Origin of the sequence: Streptomyces kronopolitis (assembly GCF_050953795.1) — a bacterium.
GTDB lineage: Bacteria > Actinomycetota > Actinomycetes > Streptomycetales > Streptomycetaceae > Streptomyces > Streptomyces kronopolitis_A.
Genome location: NZ_CP191850.1, coordinates 1,630,397 through 1,655,278, shown reverse-complemented (window position 1 = coordinate 1,655,278; position 24,882 = coordinate 1,630,397). Strand labels below are relative to the sequence as shown.

The window sequence follows — 24,882 nt, the reverse complement described above, 5'->3', positions numbered from 1 at the left end:
GATCGCCGGAAGCCCTAGTACGCGTAGAACCCCGACCCCGACTTCCGCCCCAGGCGGCCCGCGTCGACCATGCGGGCGAGCAGTGGGGGAGCGGCGTACAGGGGTTCCTTGTATTCCTCGTACATGTTGGCGATGTTGGCGACTAGCTACTTGACCTGCGGTTTCCGGGCCCGGTTTCGGGTGCCTGGGGCACTCAGGGATTTCTCAGGGACAACCTATTGTGGATCTTGATCGAACCACTCGTCCATGACGGCGAGGCCCCGCCTGCCTGCCCCAGGCATGAAGTGAGCGTAGTGCTCCAGCGTCGTCTGCGGCGAGGCGTGCCCGAGCCATTCCGACAGGCTAATGAGCGACTCGCCTGCTTCGAGCTGGGTGCTCGCGTAGGTGTGTCGGAGTACGTGGAACATGTCCTTGCGCGAGAGCTCATAGACGGCTTCCCGTTTGGTTCGGCCCCCGTACGTCTCGATCTTCTCCCCGAGCGTCTTCACGACGCCGGCCGCCGCGAGTGCGGGCCGCCAGCTTCGCTTGTTCCAGGTCGCGCAATTGATGCGATTGCCCTGTGAGGTGCTCAGGACCAGCCGTACGGTGATTGGCTTGCGCTGTCGCGCTTCCAGCTCAGACGTCGGCGGTTCCGGGTTGCGCCACGGGAGGGTGCAGTCGACTGGAGGGAAGCGACGCAGGTGGCTCTGGACACGCGCGGCGAGGTTGGGGGAGATGGGCACTTCGCGCGTTTTGCGACCCTTCGGCAGGCAGAAGTACGGCTTCCCCTTGGAGTTCCACCGCAACTGGCGCCGGACGTGTACGACACCTGCTTCGAAGTCGAAGTCATCCTCGTCAAGGCCGAACGCCTCACCCTGGCGCAGGCCGAGGCCGACACCGAGGTCCACCGCGATGCGGTACCGCTCCTGGAGGCCGGCCCGGACGGCCTCCACGGTCGGCCTGGACCATGCCTTGGCCTTCCCCTTCGCAGGCTTGGGCGCCTTGACTGTCCGGTAGGCCTTGCAGGGGTTCTTGATCAGGCGGCCGTCATCGACGGCGGCATCGAGGATCGTCGAGAGGTGGGTCCAGATCACCTGGGCCGTGGATGCCTCGACCCGCGTCAGGAGCTGAGCTGTCCATACACGAAGCGCAGCAGCATCGATGTCCCGGAGCGCCGTTGCGCCGAGGAACGGCATGATGTGGTTCCAGATCTTGCTACGCATGGGGCCAGCGGTTGACGGTTCGTCCGATCGGCTCGGCCACCAGAACTTCTCGACGTACTCGGCTAGGGGGATGGCCCCGTCGCGAGGATCGACGAATTCGCCACGTGTGGTGTCTGTTTGCGCCTTCGCGAGCCACCGCTTCGCGTCCTCGCTGGCGTCGAACGAGCGGTCCCGCACGTCCGGGATGCCCTTCACCCGGTAGCGCTTGCCCTGGCCCCACAGGGAAGTCCGCTCCCGCTTACCGGTGTCTTTATTGGGCTTCTTCTTGAGCCAGCGGTCTTCTATGTACCCCGACAAGGGAAGCTGCTCCTATGAACTCAATTACCTGTGCTCGAATTGCCTGGTGGGAAGCCGCGTGCTGGGGCACCGAAAAGTCGACGCACCGTCTTCGGGCTCGTGTCCAGAAATCAAGGAGTGCGCACTCCGCGCTTCACCGGCTTTTTGCTGAGCGGATTGAGGGCAGCGTTTGAACGAGAATCCTCCTGTTCCTGCGCCATGACCCACTTGTTCAGAGCTGAGATCCTGTACATGACGCGGCCGCCCATGCGGAAGCTCGGAGGTCCCTGCCGTCGGTGACGCCAGACATACAAGGTGTTTGGTGAGATGCCGAGGTACTCCGCTGCCTTAGTCAGGTTCAAGAAGGCAGCTTCATGAGTGGGTGTGCTCTGGTGGTGCATCTGCGTTCTCCACGGTCCGAGGAATCGATGCACCTCACGATCCGGAGAAGTCGGTGCTTGGCGAAACCGGGAATTTCTGGTATTGCGTAGCGGGGTGCTTGGGGAGCTAGGCCGTGCGGGTTGCTCACGGGCGCGGCAGTCCATGGTGTTGCATCATTCCCTTCCTGACCTCAGGTTTTGCCGGCACCTGTACGTTGGCATGAAGTCTGCTGGCTCTCCAGTCGTGAATGTCTGCCGTGGGCGAACTGCCGTGCGCCAGGGTCGGCCCGCACCGCACCACCCCTCCCTTTTCTGGGATTTCATTGGAAAGGGACCTGAATGCACCGGAGCCCGATGTGGTCCCTCACGAGGTGGCCGCCTTGGATGGCAGTAGGACCCTCGAAGCTCCTATTCACGAGGTGAATCTTCTAGAAAATCTCCAGAGACGGTTGGACTTCGGCGGCGCCTGCAGCAGATACTGCAGGTGCGGCGGAATGTCCCATGCGGAGGGGGAATGGGCAGGGAACCCGATAATGACAGTGAGAGGTAGATGGTCTGCCGTCAGAAAAGGGCTGGACCGTAAGGGAAGGTGCGTAAGATTAGACGTGCCGGTAATGCCGGATACTGACTGATTACAGTCGCCGCGTCACGGCTTCCGGTAAGACGCCCTTTCTGATGGCGTGGTGGTTCGTCCACCCGTGAACGATGGGTCTGGTGGAACGGTTGGTGCCGGAGAAGTTTGGCAGCGGTTGGCCGATTTCGTTGCTGGTGAGGCTGGAGTGCCGCTGGATCCGGACCGTCTGCACGATCGCGTGCTCAGTCGCCAAGACCGGTGCGGCAGGCGGCAGGCGGCTGACCGCTCGGGGTCGGCCGCCTGCCGCACCTGGTGCAGGGGCCGCGTGGTGGCCAACCCGCTCCCCGCGCCCGTTTCCCCTGACCCCGCCCCGTCGCTGATGGGGTGTTCACGTCCACCGCGTGGCTTCTCGCTTTCAGCAGCAGCACTTGTCGACGAGCTGAGGAGGATCTCCTGACGCGACACCCGTCCTCGACATGCCGTAACTGTCATGTTTCGTGCACGAGCTGTAGCAGCCTCGGTTCATGGCGAACATCCCCGAAGCCCTCAGGTGCCCGAGGGCCACGAATGGGTCCAAACCGTGAGCGGCGGCAAGGTTCGCGACGGCATCACTGACCACGCCCAGAAGCAACTGGGCGACCTCGTCTATGTGGAGCAACCCAACGTCGGCGATCGGTTCGACGCCGGCTAACCGATCGGCTCTCTGGAATCGGTCAAGGTGGTTACCGAGGTCTGCATGCCGGCGGCTGGCCAGGTGACCGCACGCAACGACCAGCTGAGCGAAGATCCCGAGCTGATCAACTCCGAGCCGTATGGCGACGGATGGCTGATCGAGATCGTCCTCAAGAACCTGCACCAGCCCCCCCGACGGCCTGATGAATGCGAAGGAGTACGACACCTTCATCCCTTCCGAGGATTAGCCTCAACCTGCGAGTCGGGACACGGCCGGGCCGCGACACGGTTTGGGTTCGATGCGTGCAACATGTAGCGAGAGGTGCCAGCAGATGGGCGAATGATCGGCCGCACAGGCCCTAGTTGAAATATTCGGCCGAGGGTAGAAATAGGTGAGTCCCCCTCCTCGTGACGACCGAGGAGGGGGACTCAACGAGGCATGGGTGGATCAGGCGCCGAACACCCCGCGCTTGACTGTGTCGATGAACTGGGACCAGGCGGCAGCAGGGAACACGAAGGCGGTGCCGTGAGGGTTCTTGGAGTCGCGGACGGCCATCGAACCGTCGCCCATCAACCCTCCCTGAACACACTGGCCGCCCTGATCGTTGCTGTAGCTCGATGAGAACCAGTCGACGTTCAGGTCATCGGCTCGGATTTGCATCAAAACTCCTTGCTTGCCGTGTTGATCATGCTCAGGGACTCCTGGTAGCCCGGAGCAAGTGCTTGGAGGTCGCTGAACGCTTCCTCGTACTTCTTTACGTCGTCCTCCCGGCGCGAGACACCCGCGCCGCCGAGGTTTTCGAGGTACACGATCGGCTTGAGTGAGGGCATCCCGAACTTGAGGACCGTGAACGGTCCGTTCATGCCTGGATGCGCTCCGATCTCGAAGGGCACGACCTGGATCTTGACGTGGGGATTGGAGCCAGCGAGGTCCGCGATGTGGCGGAGCTGCACCTTCATCACTTCGGCACTCCCGATCACGCGCCGGAGGACCGCCTCGTTGATGATTGCGGTGAACTCCAGCGGCTTGACCCTTCGATGTAGAGCTTCTTGCCGCGTCATGCGCACGGCCACGAGCCGATCGATCTGCTCGACAGGCAGCCCCGTGTGAGCCCGCTGGTGGATGGCCCGAATGTACGCCTCGGTCTGGAGGAGTCCGGGAATATATTCGCTCTCGTAGTTCTCCAACTTCTCAGCTGTGGCTTCAAGTCCGAGATACGCCTTGAAGCCAGGTGGAATGACGTCACGGACATCTGGTGACTGCCACCAGTCCTTCTTGGTCTTCGTGACGGTGGCGTACCCCGTAAGGGTTCGCTGCTTCTCGGGCGCCGCCTTGTAGATTTGACAGAGAGCGATCACGTCGGCCGGCTCGACGATCCCGTTGTCCGCTGTCTCCAGGCGGGTCAGTTTCGATCCGGCCCAGGAGAGTATGCGGCACACCTCGGCGGCCTTCATCCCTGACTGGGTTCGCAACTGCCGCAACTCGCTGCCGAGCTGGAGCCGGCACAAGGCAGGTGTTGCTGCCTCGAACGCTGGTGTAGCCGACTCGGCTGTCTCGATCATCCCCGCACCCTCCTACGCATTGCGTCACAGTCTGACGGCGAACGTTCCGCGTTGGCAACGTATCTTGCGCGTTGTCGCGCAACGTTCGAGCGCTGTCAACAACTCCCGGTTCTGGAACGGAAGTTCGGAACAGAAGCCATCTCACAGAATTCTGCGAGATGGCTTCCACCGTAGCGATTCTGCTGCCATGCTGGCGCCGGGCCAACACTGTGCGTGCTTCCCAGCAACTCTCAGTGCTCTTGGTCCGTGACGTGATGTTGACCGTTCGCTATGCGCCCAACTCTCAGGCGCTGGAGGAGCCATGGCCCTCATGGCAGGGGCAAGCACGAAGCAATACCAACAGAAACTGATCATCCGCCCGGACTTGCTCCCGTACATCCGGCGAGTCATTGCCGTCCACCTTCGACGGTGGGGGCGCCACGCGATGGTGGCCCCAGCTGCCCTGTGCGCTACGGAGGTACTGAGCAACGTGCTCAAGCACACCGGCTCACCGGGGTGTGTGCTCACGCTCCAAAACAACTCCGACGCTGTGCGAATCACGGTGAGCGATGCCAGCAGCGAGCTGCCCGTCATTAAGCAGCCGGACTGGATGAGCCAGAACGGGCGCGGCATCTTCCTGCTCAACGGAACCGCGGACGCCTGGGGAGCGGAGCCCACCCCGGAAGGGAAGGACGTCTGGTTCGAGATCTGGGCCTCGAACGAAGGGGCCGTATGAACCCGGCATCGATTCGTACGGGGCGTGCTGACCACGGTGGCGGGAGCATGATGAGTGTCCTGACGAGGGCGCACCAAAGCTTCCTCGCGGAGCACCTGGACGACAATCTCAACGTCCCGGACGGCGCCCGCAGCGGCGAGCCGCCTGTGCCCTTTCGCGAGCCGGCGCCAGACGACACATCGCTGTTGACGCGTGTGCTCGGCGCGCTCGACCGCTGGACACCGCTCGATGTCGAAGCCCTGCTGGATGACGTCGCAGACGCCTTGGACGGCGTGCCGCCGCCCGCCCCGGACGACCGTCTGGCCCTTCAACGGCGATTACATTCCCACCTGGAACAGCTCGAACGGATCGCGTTTGTGCACGGGGCCTGCGAGCGCGAACGAGGTGTCACGGACCTCGTCGCGCAGAGCCGGACTCTTCGCGTCGCTGGCCTCGCTGTCTCCGGGCCTACACAGGGTGAACTCCGCTATGCCGGAAACGTCGTCAGTGGGCTGGTGGACTACCTTGTCGCATTGCGTCTCATGAAGGGGCCAGAAGCGAGCACCGCCCATCTGCGGCTGCACCTCGGCCCAGCCCGTAGTGGCCACCCTCTGGTCAAACCTCGGAGAAGGCCTCCTGCCGAACGCCACCACACCTCTGTGGTGCGGACCGCATGACCCTCGCATCGACTCCGGTGCGTCTCCTGGCCGCCCGCGAAGCGTACGACTACGAGGACTTCCGTGCGTGCCTCGCGGACCCGGACCTCGCCGACGCCGGCTTCGCGGTCGCACTCCTCGGCTCTCCGCTGTTGGCAGTCCCGGTGGGTGGCGTGCGGCTAGGCGGCTACGCGAGCTTCGAATATGTGGCGGATGCGCTTCAAGCCCGTGCACTCCTCGGCGCTGTTCCTGGTTTCCCTGGCCTGCGTGTCCGCTGGTCGCCGTATCGCGATACGTGCCACACGGTCGAGTGGGGGGAACCTCCGCCCCAGTGGTGGGAGGAGGACGAGATCTTCGGGCGCTTCTTCGGCTATAGCGACACCGCGATAGCCGACTTCCTGCGGCAACGCTCACAGACCCCGTCTGTGGACACACCCGATGCTCCTTCCTTCGAGCCCACGTAGCAGCCGAACGTGACCCAATTCCCGCTGTCTTCCGTCGCTTACGAACACCCTTTTGGAGATCCACATGACTGCCGATGAGCCGCCCCAGCAGTGCGGCGTTCTCGCGCCGCAGGCCACCCAGGAGGAGACGGTGGCCACTGCCGGCGCCCTCTACCGGGCATTGGATGAAGCTGGTCTGGGAGACCTCCGCCCCGTCCTTGAGCACAGGAAGGACATCCCGTACATCAAACTGCACGCCATCGACACCCAACAGGCCACACGGCTCGAGCACCTCGTTCGCAAGGGGCTGGACGGAAACTACTCGCTGGCAGAAGAGTTGCGTTGCGCTGTACTCGACCATGGCCTGGTCGACTTCCCCGTACCTGTGGTCTGGGGCCTGGACAGGATCGCCTTGGGTGAGATCTCCATCCATATGGCGGACCGACTGGCCTGCATCCTGGGCGCCGAGCCTGGCCCCGAGCCGGCTGAAATCCCGGACTGGCCCGAGGCGAATGCGGTCTACAGCCGGCTCAACACCGCGTTCAAGGCGGCTACCGGCGGTGCATTCATGGACATGCACCTCCACGCGTACTGCCGACGGTGCGACGAAGATCCCGCTATTGAACTGGTGGCCATCAAGTTGGACACTGCACGCCGGTTCGTGAAGGCGCTCCAAAACAGCGCTGCGACGGTCAGCCGATCTTGACGACGAGTACGACCGATCAGGCGCCGGCCACCCCGTCACCGCCCATATTGAGCAGGTCCGGACGCTCCAGTCGCGGATCGGCGCCAGCGGCACTTACGACTGAAGGGGTAGCGCGCGCGAGGGCGACGCTACCCAACGGGCGACTCCGCACCGGACCTCACCAGCCGCAGACGTAGTCAGCCTGCTCCACCGCTCCGTCTCCCGGCCCGCTGCTTTACAGGGCGTGGGCCGGGAGACGGCTCCAACATCCGGCGTCGGAGAACGCGGCACCACCCGCTTCTCCGTGCGGGGTGCACAGGCACCCCGCACGCCAGTACCTCCATCCGCTCCGTGAAGCTCGAAGGTAGGAGACAACCAGTATGACCACGACACCGAGCACCTTCCGTGTCCCTCTCCCCGAGCCCCTGGTCGAACTCCTGGGCAAGAGAGTCCTCGACCTTCCGACCGCCGAAGTCGACCGGGGGCTGCTGCGCGAGGACGTGAGCACGGCCTACCAGCGCGTCCTCGCCGAGTCGCCCGAGGCCCAGATCGTCGTGCGTCGATGCCGCGATCTCCTGAACAACCTCCACGGTGACGGGTTCGCCGTCATCGAGGCCGGCCCGCTGCTCGACCGGTACGGGCTGGACGACGGGCAGAAGGCCGCGACCGTGCTGCTGTCCTGGCTCGGCACGCCGCTGCGGGCCTTCGACAACTGGCCACTGTGGAAACCCCTGGGCACGAACCTGACCATCGACCCGATGCGCGCGACCGGATCCGGGTACAACCCGCTGCACATCGACATCGTGAACGCGACCGAGCCGCCGGACTACAGCGCGCTGCTGTGCGTGCGCCCCGACCCGCGGGGCGAGGGGTACAGCATCGTCTCCCGGCTCCGCCCGGCCGTGGACCGGCTCAGCGACGGCGAGCGCGCCTTCCTCTCGGAGCGGGTGTTCAGCGACGGCGCGTTCTACGAGCTGACCGGCGTTGGCAAGGAGTACAGCCCGTTCCCCGTCCTCGATGGACGGTCGGTGCCCGAGGGGTTCGTACGGTTCACCGCGAAGATGCTGCCGGACATGGACCCCGCAGACCCCCACACCGGTGCCGTGCGAGCCCTGGAGCGGGAGCTGATCGCCGAGCAGAAGAAGTTCCTCCTCGGCGTCGGGGACCTGATCGTCGTCAACCAGCACCTGTCCGTGCACGGCCGCGAGGCCCTGGGCCACGGCCAGGAGGAGGTGCCCCAGGAGCGGCGTCGCCTGCTGTGGCAGATGTTCCTGCGCGCTGCCGGGACGGAGACCCGATGACCACTGTCGACCTGGGCATGCCGCTGGCCGCAGCGGCCTGCCCGACCGGCTCCGAGCAGCGGCCGAGGATGAACCTGAAGGTCTGGCTGTGCGACCTCACGTACACGCAGCAGGCCGTGTCCGCCGAGACGATGCCGCAGGCCGTCGCCGGCCTGGCGACGCACGCGGCGACCGTCATGGACTTCCAGCGCGTCCCGCAGATCTTCAAGTTCCCCGACGATCTCGCGGCGGCCCTGGAGACCCACGGGGCACCCGACGTGATCGGGTTCTCCCACTACATCTGGAACGCGCACCTGTCGATCGGCTTCGCCCGCGTCATCAAGGAGAAGTTCCCGAAGACCGTGGTCGTCATGGGCGGGCCCCACTACCCGCTACTGCGCGCCGACCAGGTCCAGTTCTGGCACCGGCGCCTGGCCGGAGCAGTGGACTTCTACGTGGACGGAGAGGGCGAGATCGCGTTCGCCGACCTGCTGCTGCACCTGAACAGCAAGCCGGCCGGCAAAGTCCTCGACACGATCCCGGGCGTGCACTCCCTTTCCCCGGACCGGCGTGTGGTGTTCACGCCCCGCCCGCGAAACCGCATCCGGGACTTGGTCGACGTGCCCTCGCCGTACACGGCCGGATTGCTGGACCAGTTCTTCGAGCGCGGCGGCGTACCGACGATCACGACCACCCGTGGCTGCCCGTTCGGCTGCAACTTCTGCACCGAGGGCCAGGACTACTTCTCCAAGGTCGCCAAGCGCCCGCGCGCCGAAGCCGAAGGCGAACTGCACTACATCGGCCGGAGGATGGCGCCCCTCGTCGAAGCGGGCACCGCGCGCAACGAGCTGCTGATCACCGACTCGAACTTCGGGATGTTCCCGGAAGACAAACACACCTGCCAGATTCTCGCGGAGTGCCAGCAGCTCTACGGCTGGCCGCGGGTCGTCAACGTGACCACCGGCAAGAACCAGCGCGAACGGGTGTTGGACGCCGTCGCCCAAGTGCCGGGAACGATCAGCCTGTCCGGTTCGGTGCAGTCTCTCGACACGGATGTCCTCGCCGCCGTCCAGCGGAAGAACATCTCGGCCGAGAAGATGATGGAGATCGCCCTTCAGTCGGCGCAGGCCGGAGCGCAGTCGTACAGCGAGGTGATCCTCGCCTTACCGGACGACTCGAAGAAGAAGCACTTCGACACCCTCCGCGGTCTGATGGACGCCCGGTTCGACCGGCTCAACATGTTCCAGCTCACCCTGCTGCCCTCCTCCGAGATGTACGCCCCGGCCTACCGGAAGCGATGGGGGCTGGGCACGAAATGGCGGGTCATCCCGCGCTGCTTCGGCCGCTACACCGTCCTGGGCAAGGAAGTCCGTGCAGCCGAGCTGGACGAGGTGTGCGTCGAGCTGCCCCACCTGTCGTACGAGGAGTACCGCGAGTGCCGGGTGATGGCCCTGCTCCTCGCCTCCCTCTACAACGGCGGCGTGTTTGGCGCGATCCTCGCCATCCTCCGCGCCCACGAGATCTCCCCGATGACTTGGCTGGAGGAGTGCCGCGGTCAGCAGCATGGCGAGGACCTGAACCGGGTGCTCAGCGAGTTCCTGGCCGAGACCGACGAGCAGCTCTGGGACGGCCGGCAGGACCTCATGCGGTTCGCCACGGCGAACGTCGACCGCTACATCAGCGGGGAGCTGGGCAACAACCTGCTCTACACGTACCGGATGCGGATGATCTCCGAGGCCCTGGAGGACCTGACCGACGTCGCCGTACGGGCCGCACTCACCGTCCTGCGCCGTGTCGGAGCCGCAACCGGCGGGCCCTCGCTGGTGGCTCGCCTTGTCCGGGAGGGCGCCGCGTATCACCAGCTGAAGCTGTCGCAGGTCTTCACCGCCGAGCCACCCGCCATTCTGGGCCAGGTCGCCGACTTCGACATCGACCGCCTGCTGGAGGACGCACGGGAGGGGCAGGAATCGCCCGACGCGCGCCGCTACCGGCTGCCGGAACCGATGACGCGGAACTTCGTGCTCACCGACCGTCAGAGAGCCACCCTGCGCACCTACGTGAGCGAGATGGGCTCGACGGCGGCCGGGTTCGGATGGCTTCTGACCAAGGTCAGATTGCCTGATATCGTCCGGCAAGTTCGCATGACCGCCGCCGGCTCCGGCTCGTCGGATGCGGAGCCCTCACGATCGGATGCCGTCACGCCGTGACCATCGATGCCCTCGCTGCCCGTTTCGCCTCCTTCCGCCGTCCTTTCAAATTGATGGTGACGGGAGGCGGAACGGGCGGGCACACATACCCTGCCCTGACCGCGGTCCGCGAGATGCAGACCGTCATGCAGAGCCACGGCGCGAGCGTGGATGTGCTGTGGGTCGGCACCGCCACGGGACTCGAATCCCGCGTCGCCCCCGCCGAGGGCATCCCCTTCGAGACGGTGCCGACCGGAAAGCTCCGACGGTCCAGCAACCCGCTGAAGATGATCAACGCCGAAAATATGCGGGACATGGGCCGCGTACCCAAGGGCGTGTTGGAGGCCCGCGCCATCGCCCGCCGCTTCGAGGCCGACGTGATCCTCTCCACCGGCGGGTACGTCGCCGTGCCGGTCGGATTCGCAGCCCGCGCCACCAAGACCCCGCTGGTCATCCACGAGCAGACCGTACGGCTCGGCCTCGCCAACCGCGTCCTCGCCCGCTCCGCGACCGCCGTCGCCCTGTCCTCGGACAACTCGCTGAAGCTCCTGCCGGACTCCGTCGCCGCATCCGCGGTCGTCACCGGCAACCCGGTCCGCCCTGCTGTATTCACCGGCGATCCAGCCAAGGCAGTCCCGGCCCTCGGCATGACCGGCTACAACCCCGCCCTCCCAACCGTGTACGTCACCGGCGGAGCGCAGGGCAGCGAGCAGATCAACGGCATGATCCGCGAGAACCTGTCGTGGCTGCTGTCCGTAGCCAACGTGATCCACCAATGCGGACCCAACTGGGTGGAGAAATCGCGGCAGGCCGCAGAGGGGCTACCGGCCGAGCTGCACGCCCGGTACTGGGTCGACGGGTTCGTCGGTCCCGAGCTACCTGATGTGCTCGCGCTCGCCTCCGTCGTCGTCTCCCGCAGCGGCGCGGGCACGATCTCCGAGCTGACGTCACTTGGCAAACCGTCCGTCCTCGTTCCCCTCGCCTCCTCCGCCGGCAACGAGCAGGAGCACAACGCGCTCCACCTCCAGCAGGCCGGGGCTGCCCTGGCACTTACGGGGGACGGCGCGAACGCCCCTGCGCTGCGGGCCGCTCTGGAGCCGACGTTGTCGGACCCTCGCCGACGGGACACAATGGCGCAGGCAGCCCGGGCGATGGGAAAGCCGGATGCCGCGTCCCGGCTGATCGAGGTCCTGCTGAGTGTCGCGCTCGGGACGGACCGCCGAAACTAGGGCCTGTGCGTTACACGGGTGTTGACCTGCACGAGGAGCCGCAGCACTCACGTGAGGGCCGTCCGCGGGGTCCGCAGGGAGGCAGGAAGGGGCGCGCTACCGTACTCGCTTGCCCCCGGCGATCACGAGGCGGATATCGCGCAGGGCCCCGAGGTCGACGAGTGGGTCACCGTCGACGGCGATGATGTCGGCACGCTGCCCTTCGGCGATCCGTCCGGTATCGGTGATGCCCAGGGCCTGCGCGGCGTCCGCGGTGGCCATGTCGATGATCTTGGCATTGCTGAGTCCGAGGTACTCGTAGAACTCCAAGGTGTTCACGAGCCTGTCGAAAACCGCGCGGGTGACGCCGGCATCGGTTCCCGCGATCATGGGAATACCGAGGTCCGCCATCCAGCGCATGGAGCTGAACAGGTACTCGGCCCGTTCCTGACCGACGCGTTCGGCGAAGCCCCGCCAATTGGGGCTCGTGGCCGTGCAGACGGAGATCCCTTGGCTCTTGATCTGCGTGGCGAGGTCTTCGCGGAGGTCGAAGTCTCCGCCCTCGGTCATCCAGGTGCAGTGCTCGATGGTGGTCACACCGGCGCGGACTGCGGCTGCGATGCCGTCGGTGCCGTGGGCGTGGACGGCGACCGGCAGTCCATGGCGGGTGGCTTCGTCCACCACGATGCTCAGCTCGTGCTCCGTGAACTGGTTCTGCCAGATGGCCGGGCCGCCCTTGGTCATGCCTCCTCCGGTGCCCATGACCTTGATGACCTCGGCGCCAAGGTCGGCGTTGCGGCGGATCACGGCGCGGATGGCGTCTTCACCGGATACCTCGCCCCCGAAGCTGTGCAGGTGGCCGCCGGGCGAGGTCAGGGGAGTTGCCGCGGACAGGATGCGGGGTCCGGGCAGGACGCCGTTGGCGATGGTGTCGCGGAGGCGGATGGCGAGACCGTCGCGATCGCCGAGGTCCCGAACCGTCGTCACCCCGCTGTGCAGCAGCCGTCGAGCGCGGTCGGCCATCCCCACCAGCAGTTCCTCGTCAGCCGTTTGTTGGGCCGTTTCCAGCGGGGTGGCGCCGCCGTCGAAGATCAGGTGCACATGTGAGTCGATGAGTCCCGGCAGGAGTGTGCCGTCCGGGACGGCCGTGGTGGGGAGACCTTCGGGCGCGAGGCGCTCGATCTCCTCACGAGGCCCGACTGCAGCGATTCTGTCTCCGCGGACCAGCACGGCACCGTCCGTGATGCGGGCGCCGTTGGGGCCGGTGATGACCTGGCCGGCTGTGAGCAGTGCGTCTGTCATGGTGTTGCTCCTCATCGTGCTTGCCTGGGTGCTGGCCCGCGGGCTGTTCACCTTGAAGTGCTGCCGGCTTCCGCTCTGGCCGGCTCCTTGCTGAGTGCGTCGGCGAGCAGTTCGAGCTGCCGGACGTCGGCATCGAGGCTGTCGTCGTCGGGACGAGCGACGGCCAGCGCCTGTCGGGATGTGGCTGCTTCGTTCGCCTGTGTCTCCAGGGCCCTCTTGAGGTGACGGGCGAGTTCCGAAGGCGGTGCTCCCTCTCGCACCCCGAGCTCGGCGAGGTGGGGACTGATGCGCACCAGGCCATCGCGGCATTCGATGACCCTGCGGTAGTACCGGTAGTGGGTGCCGCGCAGCGACAGGAACTCGCGCCGGCCGCCGGTCGGCACACGGCTGAGAGCATCCTGCGGGAAGGCGTCGTGCAGCGCTTCCCACAGCGGGCGAAGGCGACGGTGCGCGCGGCGATGCTGGAGCCATATCCGCCCGCTCGCCATGCGCATCGCAGCGCCGGAGTAGGTCACGCCGACGATGAACACGGGGACGGCGAGTGCCAGGAGCCCCTGAGTGCCGTGGGTGAGCCATGCCGGGACCGGTTCACCGCGCCACCGCATCACGTCAATGCCGACCCGGCCGGTGTTCGCCACCACCATGCCCGCCAAGGAGCCGGCGGTGAGCCATAGCCCGGTCACCAGGGGGCGCATCGACATCCGGGCGTACCGCACGGTCCACCAGAGCGCGGACGCGAGCGCGTAGACGAGGTAGACCAGCGCTGCGACGAAGAACAGAGCCACGGGGGCCTGGGACATATCGGCGTTGGCGAACTCCCGACCACGGATGTGAGCCGGAGTGGCGATGCTCGTCAGGACGAGGACCAGCACCGCCACCGCCAGGGGCAGAGCTTCCCACCTCGCACGACGTCTGGCGCGTCGCCGTTCTTCCGCGGAGAAGAGGAAGATGCACATCAGCCAGTAGACCGCCGCGACCAGCAGCGAGTTCTGGACCAGTCGGGACACGCCGACCCCCAGGAGGTGGTCGACGATGTCCGCCGCGGCGTCGAGGCCGAGCAGGAACGAAGCGGCTGTGCAGACGAGGCACAAGGTCACGGCGCGAAGGGGTAGATCGTGGGGAGCGTTTGCGACCTGCACGAACTTCCAGACCACGGCGAGGTGGAGGAGCGCGGCAGTCAGGACGAGGGCGGTCACAGCCACCCCTGACGATCGCCGAGTGCCGTCTGGACACGACGCAGAGAAGGATTCGCGGCACGTCGAGGGGCGACCCGGTCCAACACCGAGGCCCACTCCAGCACGATCGTCGCGACCAATTCGGCCTGCCGCTCATGCTCTTCGTCGTACGAGGTCCGACGAAGCAGTCGCCTCACCGATCCCGGCGCGAGGTTCGGGACCGCGCCCTTCCACAGCTCCTCGTCGTCGACCTCTTCGCTCTGGTGGTCAGCGAGGATGTGCCCGACCTCGTGCAGGACGATGTGCCTCTGATGGCTTGGGGTGGTCTCCTGCTGGAACAAGATGTAGTCGGCCGACGGAGTGGCGATCCACGCGCCGAACGGGCCAGGCACCGGCATCCGGTGCGGTACCAGCCGAATCGGACGGCCGCGACGCTCGCCCAGCTGCCGACAGAGTTCGTCCACCTGCAAGGGGGGTTGAACGTTCAGGGCTCGCAGTTCTCTCTTACAGCGCCTGCGAAGCTCGCGCTCCTTCAAGGTACTTCTCCTGCATACGACGCGCGCTGCAGCAGCACCCCCCATCCGCGATATGACGCCGCACAAAGCGTGTCATTCGCGGTGCTCTGCCTGCTCCAATTTATAGACGACGTCCAGCAAGTCCATTACCTGCTTTCGTCGTTCGTCCGACAGTTCGCCGGCACGCAGAGCCATCAGCTTGACGTCTCCGTTTTCGAGCGCGTCGCTGAAACTCGCATGCTCGGCCGCCATTTTCTCCAGCCGGCCGTCCACTTGCCCCGTGACCGAGTCATCAAAGAAGTACGCGGTAGGAACACCGAAGAAGTTCGCCAGGCCCGTCAGATGGCGCACGGTGGGGTTGTCCTTCTTCCCCTTCCGCAGCTGCCAGACGTAGCTCATGGAGATGCTGATCCCCGACTGGCTGATGGCGTTCGCCACGTAATCGTTGCTGTACTCCTGGCCGTCGGCGTCCTTGATCGTCGCGAACAGGTGATTGATCTTGTCCGCCAAAGAGCGGCCCGTCGCCTCGCTCACCACTTCCCCTCTCGTCGAGAGTCGGTAGGTCATCGTACATGAGTGGATGAAGGGTCGAGCACGCCTTCACGGCAGTTGATCGCATGGCGATTCCCGGATACGCTCCCATCAGCGGTTTCCACTGAAGTGAAAGCTTGACGAGTGTGAGTTATATAAGAGTGGAGAGATTGATCAACTTTCGGTGCCTCTCCGTGGCGTCGGGTGAGGCGGCTCGCACCGCCCAACACCTTCGCCTGAGCGCACTCTGCCACCGTCCACCCGGTCGGCCAGAATTGCCCGATGTCCGGACATCGAGTGACTGCTCTGCCCATTCGCGTAGGGGCGAAGTGCGGCGGGAGTCCGGGGTGGACGCATGGTGACCAGCGCCTCAAAAAGATCGAATCACCTTCAGGTGTCACGTGGGCACTCTGTGCATTGTGATGGACCCCTCGGGATTCCGATATGCCACAGGGCCTCTTCTGCCGGGGAAAGGTCGCTCCGCCGATTCGATTTCCGGCGCAGCGGCAGTCCATTTTCGACGACTGGATCTTGTGGGGGCGCCCGCCTATGTTGCTGGTCCCTGCATACGCGGATCATCGGCCGACGGGCCAGGAGAGGAGGGTGATGTACAGACGCGGGCCATGATTTCCGCCGGGGTAAAGGAGACCGGCGCCCGGGAGCTACCAACTCCCAAGCGCCGGGCCGGCACCCCGAGGAGCGCCCATTCACATCTCGCGGGGCGACGGGGCTTTTGCACGAGAACCGTCACACCGCATCTCCTACAAGCAACGGAGTATCGCATGCTCGCCATGCCGAGCGGCACCCTGGCTTGCCCGGATGACGACCGTCAACACCGCCTCGCCGCCCAGCTCGCCGACATGATCCCGGGCGCGGCCACCATCCGCGTCAGCCTCAACGACCCGAAGCAGGCGTGGCCCCACCTGCACGCCATCGTCAAGGACGAGACCGGGGATACGCTGCAACTGGGCCGCAACACGGCCACGGTCGCGGCGAGGTGGATCCTGCGGGTCTGGCCGGAGGCGGACTGGACACGGCCGCACACCTTCGACCTCGCCGACGCGACTCTCACCCGCAGCGATCTGGTCGCCGCCGGTCGGGGCCGCTGATATGGCGCGGATACGAACTATCAAGCCGGAGGCGTTCGTCTCCGAGTCGCTCGCCGAGGTGAGTGTCGAGGCTGAGCGGACCTTCTTCGGTCTGCTCACGCAGGCCGATGACCACGGGCGTCATCGCGACAACGCCGCGATCATTGCGGGGCTGTTGTGGCCGCTGCGCGCCGAGCACACCTCGGTGCACGTCGAGGACGACCTCCACCAGCTCGCCACAGCCGGGCTCCTGTGCCGGTACACCGGATGCGACGGCCGCCGCTACCTCCACATCGTGACCTGGGCTGAGCACCAGAAGATCGACAAGCCCAGCCAGTCCCGGCTGCCCTCCTGCCCGCAGCACCAGGCTGCCGGCCGGTGCGCCCCCTGCAAGGGCACCTGCGCCAAGAGGTCCGAGGAGCCGCCGACACTTCCCCGAGGACTCCCCGAGGGTTCGCCGAATACTCCCCGAGTCCTCGATCTGCCCGCGCAGCCGGCCGGGGAGCCTCGTGGCCAAGCCGACCAGGCTCCCGTCGCTCAGCAGGACGCCTTCGACGGCATGGCGGGCAGCCCTGGCCACGCTGACGTGAAAAGCGCAGGTCAAGGCGCATTCGCCGAGTTCTCCCCGAACCTTCCCCGAAGCCTCGGCGAGGGCTCGGCGCCTGGATCTAGGATCTTGGATCCTGGATCTTCTGTTCCTACGGGGCGCACAGCGCCCGCAGCCGGCGTCTCGGCCAACCAGCTCATCGGCGAGTACACCGCTGCCTGCGACGAGTGCCCGCCCAGCGACGTGCTCGGGCACCTCGGGCGGATCACCAAGAAGCTCCTGGGCGAGGGCATCGCCCCGGAGCACATCCGGGCCGGGCTGCAGAACTTCGCGGGCAACCCCAAGCACCCGAGTGTGCTGACCAGCATGGTCAACGAGGCCATGAACGCGCGCCCCGGTGGTTTGGCGCGGCCGGGATCCCGGCTTAACGTGCCCGCTCACCAGGCGTGGACCAACCCGGTCGATGCTGCCGCCGCCTACGCCGAGGAGTTGTGATGCGCACCCGTCACCGCGAACCGCAGACCCTCGGCGAGGGCACCCTGGACCGCATGGCGCGGATCCTGGCGGCCCGCAACATCGACCCGGCCGCCGTCGCCGCGGTGGTCGACGAGCCCGAACCGGTCTCCCTGCTGGATGCCCTGTCGGCCGGGATGCCCCCGCGCTACCGGGCCGCGGTCGCCGACCACCCGCAGGTCCTGGCGTGGGCCCGGGAGGTCGCCGAGGCGGCCGTCGCGCCCAGCCGGGGAGCCCGGCGGCAGGTCACCACCGGCCCCAGCCTGCTGATGGCCGGAGTCGTCGGCGCGGGCAAGACCCACCAGGCCTACGGCGCGGTCCGGCTGCTGGCCCAGAGAGGGATCGGCGTGCGCTGGCGCGCGACCACCGCAGCCGACCTCTACGCCGACCTGCGCCCTCGGCCCGGGGTGGACAGTGAGAGGGGGCTGGCCGCCGTGAGTCGCTGCCCGCTGCTGATCATCGATGACCTGGGTGCGGCCAAGTCCTCCGAGTGGGTCGAGGAAGTGACCTACCGGCTGATCAACCGCCGGTACAACCTCGAACTCCCGACGCTGATCACCACCAACCTCAGCATCAGGGACTTCCGGGCCTACCTCGGCGACCGCGTCGCCAGCAGGCTCGCGCAGATGACCACCCGCGTCGAGTTCGAGCCGGTCGACCGCAGACGCTTCCGCCCTGCCGCCTGATTTCGCAGGCCGACCGTGCCCGTGGCGGCGCGCCGCCTCATTCACCTCTCACGACCAGCGCTTCCTCCGCCGACGCCCTGCGCGCGGAGAGCGATCGGAGCACCCCGCATGACCACCACGACGATCACCCCTGCCCGCCACCGGTCGCTCGGTGACCACACCTGGCAGGACGAGGCCGTCTGCCAGAGCACCGAGTACAACCCGGTGGACCCCGACCTCTTCTTCCCGGAACCCGACGAGACCGACAAGATCGCTACCGCCAAGGCGCTGTGCGGGCAGTGCCCGGTGCGCCGCACCTGCCTGGACGCCGCCCTCGAAGGCGGTGACACCCATGGCATCCGTGGCGGCTTGACCGAGGAGGAACGCGGCCTGCTGCACGAGCAGCTCGCCGACCGTCTGGACTACAGCCGCGTCAACGCCACCGTCGCCGGGCGCGACCTCCACCTCACCAAGGCCGAGCGCCGCGCGGTCGTCCACGCCGCCTACCGTCACGGCCTGTCCGAGCAGCGTCTGGCCTGGCTGTTGAAGGTCACCGAGGAGCACGCTCAGAAGAAGTACCGCGAGCTTCGCCGGGCCCTGCGCAACCGGGACCTGGAGCAGCACACGCAGACCCCGTCGCTCAAGGCCAACGGCGAGCGTCTGGGCCGCGATGACTTCGGGACGGCGGCGTGAGCACCGTGAGTACGCCCAAGGCGGCGCACATCACCGACTGGGACCGCGCGGTCGTCATGGCCCTGGGCAGCGTGGGATGCGCCCTGAGCTGGGATGCCCTGCAGCAGATGGCCGTCGCCATCCACGTCCGAGGCTTCCTCAGCTACCTGTTCCCGCTGGTGATCGACGGGTTCATCGCCTACGGCATCCGGGCCCTCATGGTCCTGCGCGATGCGCCGCTGCGTGCCCGGCTCTACGTCTGGATGCTTGTCGGCACAGCCACCGCCGCCAGCATCTGGGCCAACGCGCTGCACGCGGTGCGGCTCAATGAGGAAGCGGTCACGGACACCGGCCTCCGGCTCGGAGACACCGTGGTCGCGGTGCTGTCCATGATCGCCCCGCTCGCGCTGGCCGGAGCGGTTCACCTCTACATTCTCATCGCCCGCGGTCCGGTCAAGGACAGTGGCCGCGAAGGCCACGGTCAGGCCGGGCAGCTCGGTCAGGGCGGCAAGCCCGCCGGCATCGCGGTCGCCCGGGCCGACCGGGCCGACCGGGTCGGTCAGCAGCCGGAGCCGGGGCAGGTCACGGTCGGGCAGCCGGTCACTGCCCTGACCGATTGGCCGCGTCTGTCCCTGGATGAACAGACCCCCAGCTCTCGGCCACTGACCGGGGACGGTGTCCCGGCGGACAGCAGCACCCCGGTCACCGGTCACCACGGTCAGCCGCACGAGGCTGCTGACCTGCCCGGACAGCCGGTCACTCCGCCGCCGGTCACAGACCAGGACGCCCGGACAACCGGTGACCGGCGATCTGACCCGGACACCGAGGAGTTGCTGGAGATCGCCCGGTCAGCGGTCAGGGCCGAGGACAAGCTGACCCGCAAGGTGGTCGCCCAGGCGATCCGCGGGCAGCAGATCCCGCTGTCCAGCGACACCCTGACCGCCCTGATGGCTCAGCTCCGCGAGCAGCACGGGCAGCCGGTCACGTCCGCCCGGATCTGACAGGACACCACGGAGCGGGTGACCGAGCCGGTTACCTCGGCCGGTCACCCGCCCCGGAAACACACCTCACGCCCTGGCGAAACGAAGCGGAGAACCACCCATGCGCACCCGCCCGGCCACACCTGCCGAGGTCGATTCCTGGCTGACCGTCCTGCACCAGCGCGGTCACCTCCACCGCGCCCAGTCCGGCCCCGACACCACCTGGACTGTGCAACGAGAGCGCCACAGCCGCCCCTGGACCCTGCACCACCCGGTCCTGGCCATGGACTGGATCGAGGACCTCGTCCGCGAAATCCAGCAGCAGGATCCGGAGATGCGCCGGTGACAACCGCCAACGACCCGGTGGTCACCACTGCCGGACAGCAGCGCGAGCCCACGACGGTTCCTGGCGGAGCAAGTTGTCGCATACGACGGTCCTACGGGCCGTCGCACGCACTTGCCCCCGCTCAGGAGGGCAGGGGAGGCCCGGTTGGTCCCCGAGCGAGGGTGCTCGGGGACCAACCGGGCAACCGGCACCAGGGGGCGCCGGTCACAGGGGGAGAAGCAGAGCGCCGCGCCCCGCGTGATCAGCCGAGCCCGAGCACGCCCGCGTTCCCTGACCGCACTCCGCGCCGCCGCAGCCGCAACCCGAGCGAGCGCACCCGCAAGACGACCACTCGCCTCTCTGACACCGAGCACGCCGAGATCGTCACCGCTGCCGCGCAACGCGGCGTCACCGTTGCCCGATTTCTCGCAGCCGCCGGCCTCGCCGCCGCCCGCGGTTCCACCACCCTGCACTCCAACGAGCAGCTCGACGCCGCCATCGACGAGCTGGCCGCCCTGCGCACCGCCCTGGCCCGGGTCGGCAACAACATCAACCAGATCGCCTTCGTCTACAACGCCGGAGGGCAGCCCCGGCCCGGCCAACTCGATTACGCCCTCGCGACCTTGACCCGTCTGCTTTCCCGCATCGACGACACCGCCGACACCCTGGTGAAGAAGCGCCTCTGATGGTCCCCAAGATCCGCCGAGGCTCACGCACCCACGGCCTGCTCGTCTACCTCTACGGCCCCGGAAAACGCGACGAACACATCGACCCTCACCTCGTCGGGAGCTGGGACGACTTCGCCCCCGACCCCGGCCGCGACACCAGCGCCCACCCGGACCCCAAGGCCACCCTCGCCCGCCTCACCGCCGCCCTCGACCTCCGGGTCAAGCAGGCCGGCGACCGCGCGCCCGCCAAGCACGTGTGGCACTGCTCGGTCCGCACCGACCCCGGCGACCGCATGCTGACCGACGCCGAGTGGAACACCGTCGCCCGCCGCCTGGTCGCGGCGACCGGTATCGCCCCCGCGGGCGACCCAGACGGCTGCCGCTGGGTCGCGGTACGCCACGCGGACGACCACATCCACATCCTGGCCACCATGGTCCGAGGCGACCTGCGCCGCCCCCGGATGAACTACGACTTCAAGAAGGCCCAGGCCGAATGCCGCCGCATCGAGAAAGAGTGGGGGCTGCGCCGCCTCAACCCGGGCGACGGCACCGGCTCCAAGGCGCCCACCAGCGCCGAGCGCTTCAAAGCCGAGCGCACCGGCCGACCTGAGCCCTCGCGTGAAACGCTCCGCGAAGCCGTCCGCCAGTCCCTCGCCGGAGCGGCCACCGAAGAGGAGTTCTTCACCCGGCTGCGCGAGGCCGGGCTGCGCGTGAAGATACGGACCGCCCCGTCCGGCGATGCCCTCGGCTACAACGTCGCACTCCCCGGCGACCGCAACCGCAATGGTGAACCGGTCTGGTACCCCGGCTCCAAGCTGGCCCCCGACCTGTCCCTGCCGAAGATCCGCCTTCGCCTCGCCGACGACACGGTCGACCAGACGACGCCTTCGGCCACCATCAGCAGCCGACCGGACAGGTCCCCGCCCGCCAGGGCACGACGGAGCGCCGCCGGCATCGCCGAGCGCGCCGCCGTCCTCCTCGACGGCGGCGACGAAGCCGCCGCCCAGCTCGTCGGCGTCGGAGAACTCCTGGACGCGGTCGCCCAGACCTCCCCGGCCTCCACCCGCGCCGAGCTGGCTGCCGCCGCCCGAGAATTCGAACGCGCGACCCGCAGCCATGTCCGAGCGGAGCGCGCCGACACCCGGGCGATCCGCTCGGCCGCCCGGGGCATCATCCAGGCCGGCAGCGCTCTCGGCCGGGGCGAAGACGGCGGCACCACCGCCATGCTCGTCTCGACCCTGGTCCTGGTCGCCCTCGCCGCCGCCCGCTGGCACTCCGCCCGCGGCCACGCCCAGCAGGCCCACGCCGCCCGCCAGACCGCCGAGCACCTGCGCACCGCCTACCGCCAGGCCGCCGCCACACCCATGCGAGCACTACGCGACCAAGGCCGCGCCCTCCCCGAAGCCGTACGCCGAACCCACGAGGCCACCATCCACGCAGCCCTGCCCGAACAGGGGCCACGAGCAGACGGCACGACGAAGACCGACGCCCTGGCCGCCACCCTCGCCCAGGCCGAACAGGCGGGCCACGCCCCCGAGACGCTCCTGCAGCGGGCCATCGCCATGCGCGAACTCGACACCGCCGAGGACGTGCACGACGTCCTGGTCTGGCGCCTGCGCCGACTCGCCCAGCTCCCCGCACACCCGGGAGAAGCGACTCCTCACCCGCAGGCCAGCACCCGCCAGTCCAAGACCTCGACCAACGACCGCATCAGCAACCGGACGGCCCCCACGGCGGCAGCTCGCCCCGGCTCCGACCCGCGTACCCGACCACCACGCCGCTGACCACCACGCCGCTGACCGGCAGGCCGGTCACCACGAAACCCCTGGACAGCCGGGGAACCGGCTGTTACGGACGAATCAGAAGGACTCAATCGGGAGATGACGCTCGTGCTCAGAACCACCGACCGCACCGCAGAGCCGGCGCCCGTGCTGCCCACCCTCCCGGCCGGCACCGACCCTCTGCTGCAGCTCGAATACGAGATGCAGCAGCCCAGCGGTCCCGGCGCGACGCGCTGCCTCAGCCACCCGGCCGAACTGGCCCTGCGCGGGATCCCCGTACGGTGCTCGGCCTGCCGCGCCCGGCGCGACTGGCTGCTCATCACCCACGGCCGTAACGTCTGGATCGTCTGCCGCTGCAACAACCAGTGGCTCGAACCCGAGATCAGCCGCACCGACTTCGACGCCCTGATCGCCATCCCCGACTACAGGACCTACCCCAGCATCGAACAGGGCCTCGCCGCGCTCGGCTTCGACGGGGCCTTCGCCGGCACCTACCTGGACTAGGCCTTTCGTTCGTACCATCCGCCAGAGGCTGTACGAGCCTATTGCCTCGGTCGAGATCTAGGGGCTGCTGGGAACGTCCCGCCTGCCTTCTCTTTCTCGGTCGAGCATACGGACCTTCGCATCAGACGCTGGGCACACCGGGCAACCAGGCGGGGCCGGTCAGGTTGTGGTCGGCAGCGCGAGTGGGCTGCGTTCTGCGGGTCGGGGAATTCCGCGGTGGCGTCGATGAGCGGGTACCCACGAACGGGATCCGTGCCGGCCAGGACGGGTCGAACAGTGCCAGGGTTCACTCCCCGGCGGGGACGCCCTCGCACGCCAGCGCGTCCTCCGGGGATGCGCTCTGTCGAGGACTGGTGAGCGACCAACGCTCTGGTCACGCTGTAGCGTGAGCATGGTGAGCCGAGCGTGTCCGGCCCGCGGGCCGGACGGTCAGCCCCAGTCGTCCGTCCCGTGGCGGGACCCCGTAAGTCCCAAGCTTTCACGTGCATGATGCGGCGTGGCCGAGGCCCTGCCCCCGCCACTCTCACCCCTTCACGTACGAGGCCAACGTCAGCCCCATTCCGGGTTCATGGGGTCGACGTGAAGGTGATCTTCGTGCTCGGGCCGTCGGTTGCAGCTTGGGCTGCTCGGCGCGATCGACGGTCAAATTTCCAGCGCAGCTTCGCGGAGACTCAGCCGGCGAGGTGTCGGCCTGGTCCTGGCCGTCATGGTCGGCGGCGGGTGAGGTCGCGCGGCGGCTCAGCCGGCCGGCGGCGGCCGCACCCGGGCCACCAAGGCGGTGGCGTGTCGGACCATAACCGGGCCTGCTCGACGGCGTCCTGCGAACCGACGGCTGGTGACGACCAAGAGACCGAAGCGACCAAGGCGGAACCGATCCGGTTACGACCCTTCCCAGGGCTGATGATGACTCTGCACTTCACCTGGCCAACATGGCCAAATCGCGTTGCAACGCCTCCTGGGCTGATGGCGACGTCCCACTTCCGGGAGCCGCCGATGTCCTCGGGCAGGTTGTAAGCCCTCCAGGGCTGATGACGACCACGGAACTCCCCGGACCGCTGTGTCACGGCGTCATGTTGCGAACCCCCTCAGGCTGATGACGAATACGGAGCCACGCCAGGAACAGCGCGGTGAGGTGTTGTTATGCCTCTCCAGGACTGATGGTGACCGGACCCTGGTGGTGGGGCGGCGCGAAGGTGGGCGAGTTGCGAGCCCTTCAGGGCTGATGACGACCGCCGCCTTCGGCGTCGTGCAGCCGAACGCGTTCGTGTTGCGAGCCCTCCAGGGGCTGATGACGACGATGACCGCGATGCAGGAGAGCACCCTGCAAAACCTGTTGCGAGCCCTCCAGGGCTGATGACGACCGCCTCGCGCCGCCCTACGCCGACCACCCCGACTACCGGTTGCGAACCCTCCCAGGGCTGATGACGACAGCAGCCTTCGTTGCCCGCCGCTGGAACGGGCACGTCACCACGTTGCGAACCCTCCCAGGGCTGATGACGACTCCACGGACCCGCTGTCCACGGCCGAGCTGGGCTGTTGCGAGCTCTCCAGGGCTGATGACGACCCTTCTTCCACGCCGCCGCCCTCGACGGAGCGGCCCTGTTGCGAGCCCTCCAGGGCTGATGACGCGATGCGGGGCCTGCCCGGTCTACCAGAACGCCCGGTTGCGAGCCCTCCAGGGCTGATGACGACCTGGTCACCCGTCACCATGCTGCCGCCGATGGTCACGTTGTGAGCCCTCCAGGGCTGATGACGACGCGCAAGGCGGCGAAGCCCAAGTCCGAGACGGCGGCGTTG

25 protein-coding genes and 2 pseudogenes are annotated in these 24,882 nt (G+C 67.4%); 18 read left to right on the top strand and 9 right to left on the bottom strand.

Annotated features, from left to right (window positions below):
• Positions 1-14: 14 nt before the first annotated feature.
• From ACQP17_RS07215 to ACQP17_RS07205, 3 genes and pseudogenes are all read right to left on the bottom strand, one after another.
• Positions 15-143 (bottom strand): annotated as a pseudogene (locus ACQP17_RS07215) (3-hydroxyacyl-CoA dehydrogenase family protein); the annotation flags it as partial.
• 72 nt (positions 144-215) lie between these two features.
• On the bottom strand, positions 216-1,499 hold the full coding sequence (locus ACQP17_RS07210; protein ID WP_433855510.1) for a tyrosine-type recombinase/integrase: 1,284 nt from the start codon (positions 1,497-1,499) through the stop codon (positions 216-218).
• A 110-nt stretch (positions 1,500-1,609) separates the two neighbouring features.
• Complete coding sequence (locus ACQP17_RS07205; protein WP_433855509.1) at positions 1,610-1,879, bottom strand: helix-turn-helix transcriptional regulator; 270 nt, start codon at positions 1,877-1,879, stop codon at positions 1,610-1,612.
• 1,043 nt (positions 1,880-2,922) lie between these two features.
• Here ACQP17_RS07205 and ACQP17_RS07200 point away from each other — a divergent pair.
• Positions 2,923-3,420 (top strand): annotated as a pseudogene (locus ACQP17_RS07200) (glycine cleavage system protein H).
• Between the two features lie 132 nt (positions 3,421-3,552).
• Here ACQP17_RS07200 and ACQP17_RS07195 read toward each other — a convergent pair.
• Positions 3,553-3,765, bottom strand: a complete 213-nt coding sequence (locus ACQP17_RS07195; protein ID WP_433855508.1) for a DUF397 domain-containing protein — start codon at positions 3,763-3,765, stop codon at positions 3,553-3,555.
• Positions 3,765-4,667: a helix-turn-helix domain-containing protein gene (locus tag ACQP17_RS07190; protein ID WP_433855507.1), complete on the bottom strand. Its 903-nt coding sequence runs from the start codon at positions 4,665-4,667 to the stop codon at positions 3,765-3,767. Before ACQP17_RS07190 ends, ACQP17_RS07195 begins: the two co-directional genes overlap by 1 nt.
• A gap of 301 nt (positions 4,668-4,968) precedes the next feature.
• Between ACQP17_RS07190 and ACQP17_RS07185 the strand changes: the two genes are divergently transcribed.
• The 7 genes from ACQP17_RS07185 to ACQP17_RS07155 all read left to right on the top strand — a co-directional run bounded on the left by ACQP17_RS07185 (position 4,969) and on the right by ACQP17_RS07155 (position 11,840).
• The gene (locus ACQP17_RS07185; RefSeq protein WP_433855506.1) at positions 4,969-5,382 is read left to right on the top strand and encodes an ATP-binding protein; all 414 of its coding nucleotides are present in this window, start codon (positions 4,969-4,971) and stop codon (positions 5,380-5,382) included.
• Between the two features lie 47 nt (positions 5,383-5,429).
• The gene (locus ACQP17_RS07180) at positions 5,430-6,038 is read left to right on the top strand and encodes a hypothetical protein (RefSeq protein ID WP_433855505.1); all 609 of its coding nucleotides are present in this window, start codon (positions 5,430-5,432) and stop codon (positions 6,036-6,038) included.
• On the top strand, positions 6,035-6,481 hold the full coding sequence (locus ACQP17_RS07175) for a DUF6302 family protein (protein ID WP_433855504.1): 447 nt from the start codon (positions 6,035-6,037) through the stop codon (positions 6,479-6,481). The genes ACQP17_RS07180 and ACQP17_RS07175 overlap by 4 nt, the downstream gene beginning before the upstream one ends.
• A 64-nt stretch (positions 6,482-6,545) precedes the next feature.
• Positions 6,546-7,166: a hypothetical protein gene (locus tag ACQP17_RS07170; RefSeq protein ID WP_433855503.1), complete on the top strand. Its 621-nt coding sequence runs from the start codon at positions 6,546-6,548 to the stop codon at positions 7,164-7,166.
• Positions 7,167-7,525: 359 nt separating this feature from the next.
• Positions 7,526-8,446, top strand: coding sequence for a TauD/TfdA family dioxygenase (locus ACQP17_RS07165; RefSeq protein WP_433855502.1), 921 nt, complete (start codon positions 7,526-7,528; stop codon positions 8,444-8,446).
• Positions 8,443-10,632 (top strand): B12-binding domain-containing radical SAM protein, encoded by a 2,190-nt coding sequence (locus tag ACQP17_RS07160; protein WP_433855501.1) that lies wholly within the window; start codon positions 8,443-8,445, stop codon positions 10,630-10,632. Before ACQP17_RS07165 ends, ACQP17_RS07160 begins: the two co-directional genes overlap by 4 nt.
• Positions 10,629-11,840, top strand: a complete 1,212-nt coding sequence (locus tag ACQP17_RS07155) for a UDP-N-acetylglucosamine--N-acetylmuramyl-(pentapeptide) pyrophosphoryl-undecaprenol N-acetylglucosamine transferase (RefSeq protein WP_433855500.1) — start codon at positions 10,629-10,631, stop codon at positions 11,838-11,840. Before ACQP17_RS07160 ends, ACQP17_RS07155 begins: the two co-directional genes overlap by 4 nt.
• Before the next feature lie 96 nt (positions 11,841-11,936).
• Here the strand turns inward: ACQP17_RS07155 and ACQP17_RS07150 are convergent, their stop codons facing one another.
• From ACQP17_RS07150 to ACQP17_RS07135, 4 genes are all read right to left on the bottom strand, one after another.
• A complete protein-coding gene (locus ACQP17_RS07150) occupies positions 11,937-13,172 on the bottom strand; it encodes an amidohydrolase family protein (protein WP_433855499.1) in 1,236 nt (411 codons plus the stop codon).
• Complete coding sequence (locus tag ACQP17_RS07145) at positions 13,169-14,317, bottom strand: MAB_1171c family putative transporter (RefSeq protein ID WP_433855498.1); 1,149 nt, start codon at positions 14,315-14,317, stop codon at positions 13,169-13,171. Before ACQP17_RS07145 ends, ACQP17_RS07150 begins: the two co-directional genes overlap by 4 nt.
• Positions 14,314-14,832: a hypothetical protein gene (locus ACQP17_RS07140; protein ID WP_433855497.1), complete on the bottom strand. Its 519-nt coding sequence runs from the start codon at positions 14,830-14,832 to the stop codon at positions 14,314-14,316. Before ACQP17_RS07140 ends, ACQP17_RS07145 begins: the two co-directional genes overlap by 4 nt.
• Before the next feature lie 72 nt (positions 14,833-14,904).
• On the bottom strand, positions 14,905-15,345 hold the full coding sequence (locus ACQP17_RS07135; protein ID WP_433855496.1) for an XRE family transcriptional regulator: 441 nt from the start codon (positions 15,343-15,345) through the stop codon (positions 14,905-14,907).
• 779 nt (positions 15,346-16,124) lie between these two features.
• Here ACQP17_RS07135 and ACQP17_RS07130 point away from each other — a divergent pair.
• The 10 genes from ACQP17_RS07130 to ACQP17_RS07085 all read left to right on the top strand — a co-directional run bounded on the left by ACQP17_RS07130 (position 16,125) and on the right by ACQP17_RS07085 (position 24,439).
• A complete protein-coding gene (locus tag ACQP17_RS07130) occupies positions 16,125-16,451 on the top strand; it encodes a transcriptional regulator (RefSeq protein WP_433855495.1) in 327 nt (108 codons plus the stop codon).
• Position 16,452: 1 nt separating this feature from the next.
• On the top strand, positions 16,453-17,472 hold the full coding sequence (locus ACQP17_RS07125) for a hypothetical protein (protein ID WP_433855494.1): 1,020 nt from the start codon (positions 16,453-16,455) through the stop codon (positions 17,470-17,472).
• The gene (locus tag ACQP17_RS07120; RefSeq protein WP_433855493.1) at positions 17,472-18,176 is read left to right on the top strand and encodes an ATP-binding protein; all 705 of its coding nucleotides are present in this window, start codon (positions 17,472-17,474) and stop codon (positions 18,174-18,176) included. Before ACQP17_RS07125 ends, ACQP17_RS07120 begins: the two co-directional genes overlap by 1 nt.
• 108 nt (positions 18,177-18,284) lie before the next feature.
• Positions 18,285-18,848, top strand: a complete 564-nt coding sequence (locus tag ACQP17_RS07115; protein ID WP_433855492.1) for a WhiB family transcriptional regulator — start codon at positions 18,285-18,287, stop codon at positions 18,846-18,848.
• Positions 18,845-19,828 (top strand): DUF2637 domain-containing protein, encoded by a 984-nt coding sequence (locus ACQP17_RS07110; RefSeq protein ID WP_433855491.1) that lies wholly within the window; start codon positions 18,845-18,847, stop codon positions 19,826-19,828. Before ACQP17_RS07115 ends, ACQP17_RS07110 begins: the two co-directional genes overlap by 4 nt.
• 100 nt (positions 19,829-19,928) lie before the next feature.
• A complete protein-coding gene (locus ACQP17_RS07105; RefSeq protein ID WP_433855490.1) occupies positions 19,929-20,153 on the top strand; it encodes a hypothetical protein in 225 nt (74 codons plus the stop codon).
• Between the two features lie 161 nt (positions 20,154-20,314).
• Entirely contained in the window at positions 20,315-20,818 is a 504-nt protein-coding gene (locus ACQP17_RS07100) for a plasmid mobilization protein (protein WP_433855489.1), read from the top strand.
• Positions 20,818-22,584: a relaxase/mobilization nuclease domain-containing protein gene (locus ACQP17_RS07095; protein WP_433855488.1), complete on the top strand. Its 1,767-nt coding sequence runs from the start codon at positions 20,818-20,820 to the stop codon at positions 22,582-22,584. Before ACQP17_RS07100 ends, ACQP17_RS07095 begins: the two co-directional genes overlap by 1 nt.
• A gap of 96 nt (positions 22,585-22,680) precedes the next feature.
• Positions 22,681-23,085, top strand: coding sequence for a hypothetical protein (locus tag ACQP17_RS07090; protein ID WP_433855487.1), 405 nt, complete (start codon positions 22,681-22,683; stop codon positions 23,083-23,085).
• A gap of 1,093 nt (positions 23,086-24,178) precedes the next feature.
• Positions 24,179-24,439: a hypothetical protein gene (locus tag ACQP17_RS07085; protein ID WP_433855486.1), complete on the top strand. Its 261-nt coding sequence runs from the start codon at positions 24,179-24,181 to the stop codon at positions 24,437-24,439.
• Positions 24,440-24,882: the final 443 nt, after the last annotated feature.

Coding starts and splice junctions, on each gene's coding strand:
- ACQP17_RS07205 (WP_433855509.1), bottom strand. CDS start 1,879: ATGCACCACCAGAGCACACCCACTCATGAAGCTGCCTTCTTGAACCTG.
- ACQP17_RS07195 (WP_433855508.1), bottom strand. CDS start 3,765: ATGCAAATCCGAGCCGATGACCTGAACGTCGACTGGTTCTCATCGAGC.
- ACQP17_RS07190 (WP_433855507.1), bottom strand. CDS start 4,667: ATGATCGAGACAGCCGAGTCGGCTACACCAGCGTTCGAGGCAGCAACA.
- ACQP17_RS07185 (WP_433855506.1), top strand. CDS start 4,969: ATGGCCCTCATGGCAGGGGCAAGCACGAAGCAATACCAACAGAAACTG.
- ACQP17_RS07180 (WP_433855505.1), top strand. CDS start 5,430: ATGATGAGTGTCCTGACGAGGGCGCACCAAAGCTTCCTCGCGGAGCAC.
- ACQP17_RS07175 (WP_433855504.1), top strand. CDS start 6,035: ATGACCCTCGCATCGACTCCGGTGCGTCTCCTGGCCGCCCGCGAAGCG.
- ACQP17_RS07170 (WP_433855503.1), top strand. CDS start 6,546: ATGACTGCCGATGAGCCGCCCCAGCAGTGCGGCGTTCTCGCGCCGCAG.
- ACQP17_RS07165 (WP_433855502.1), top strand. CDS start 7,526: ATGACCACGACACCGAGCACCTTCCGTGTCCCTCTCCCCGAGCCCCTG.
- ACQP17_RS07160 (WP_433855501.1), top strand. CDS start 8,443: ATGACCACTGTCGACCTGGGCATGCCGCTGGCCGCAGCGGCCTGCCCG.
- ACQP17_RS07130 (WP_433855495.1), top strand. CDS start 16,125: ATGCTCGCCATGCCGAGCGGCACCCTGGCTTGCCCGGATGACGACCGT.
- ACQP17_RS07125 (WP_433855494.1), top strand. CDS start 16,453: ATGGCGCGGATACGAACTATCAAGCCGGAGGCGTTCGTCTCCGAGTCG.
- ACQP17_RS07120 (WP_433855493.1), top strand. CDS start 17,472: ATGCGCACCCGTCACCGCGAACCGCAGACCCTCGGCGAGGGCACCCTG.
- ACQP17_RS07115 (WP_433855492.1), top strand. CDS start 18,285: ATGACCACCACGACGATCACCCCTGCCCGCCACCGGTCGCTCGGTGAC.
- ACQP17_RS07105 (WP_433855490.1), top strand. CDS start 19,929: ATGCGCACCCGCCCGGCCACACCTGCCGAGGTCGATTCCTGGCTGACC.
- ACQP17_RS07095 (WP_433855488.1), top strand. CDS start 20,818: ATGGTCCCCAAGATCCGCCGAGGCTCACGCACCCACGGCCTGCTCGTC.
- ACQP17_RS07090 (WP_433855487.1), top strand. CDS start 22,681: ATGACGCTCGTGCTCAGAACCACCGACCGCACCGCAGAGCCGGCGCCC.
- ACQP17_RS07085 (WP_433855486.1), top strand. CDS start 24,179: ATGACGAATACGGAGCCACGCCAGGAACAGCGCGGTGAGGTGTTGTTA.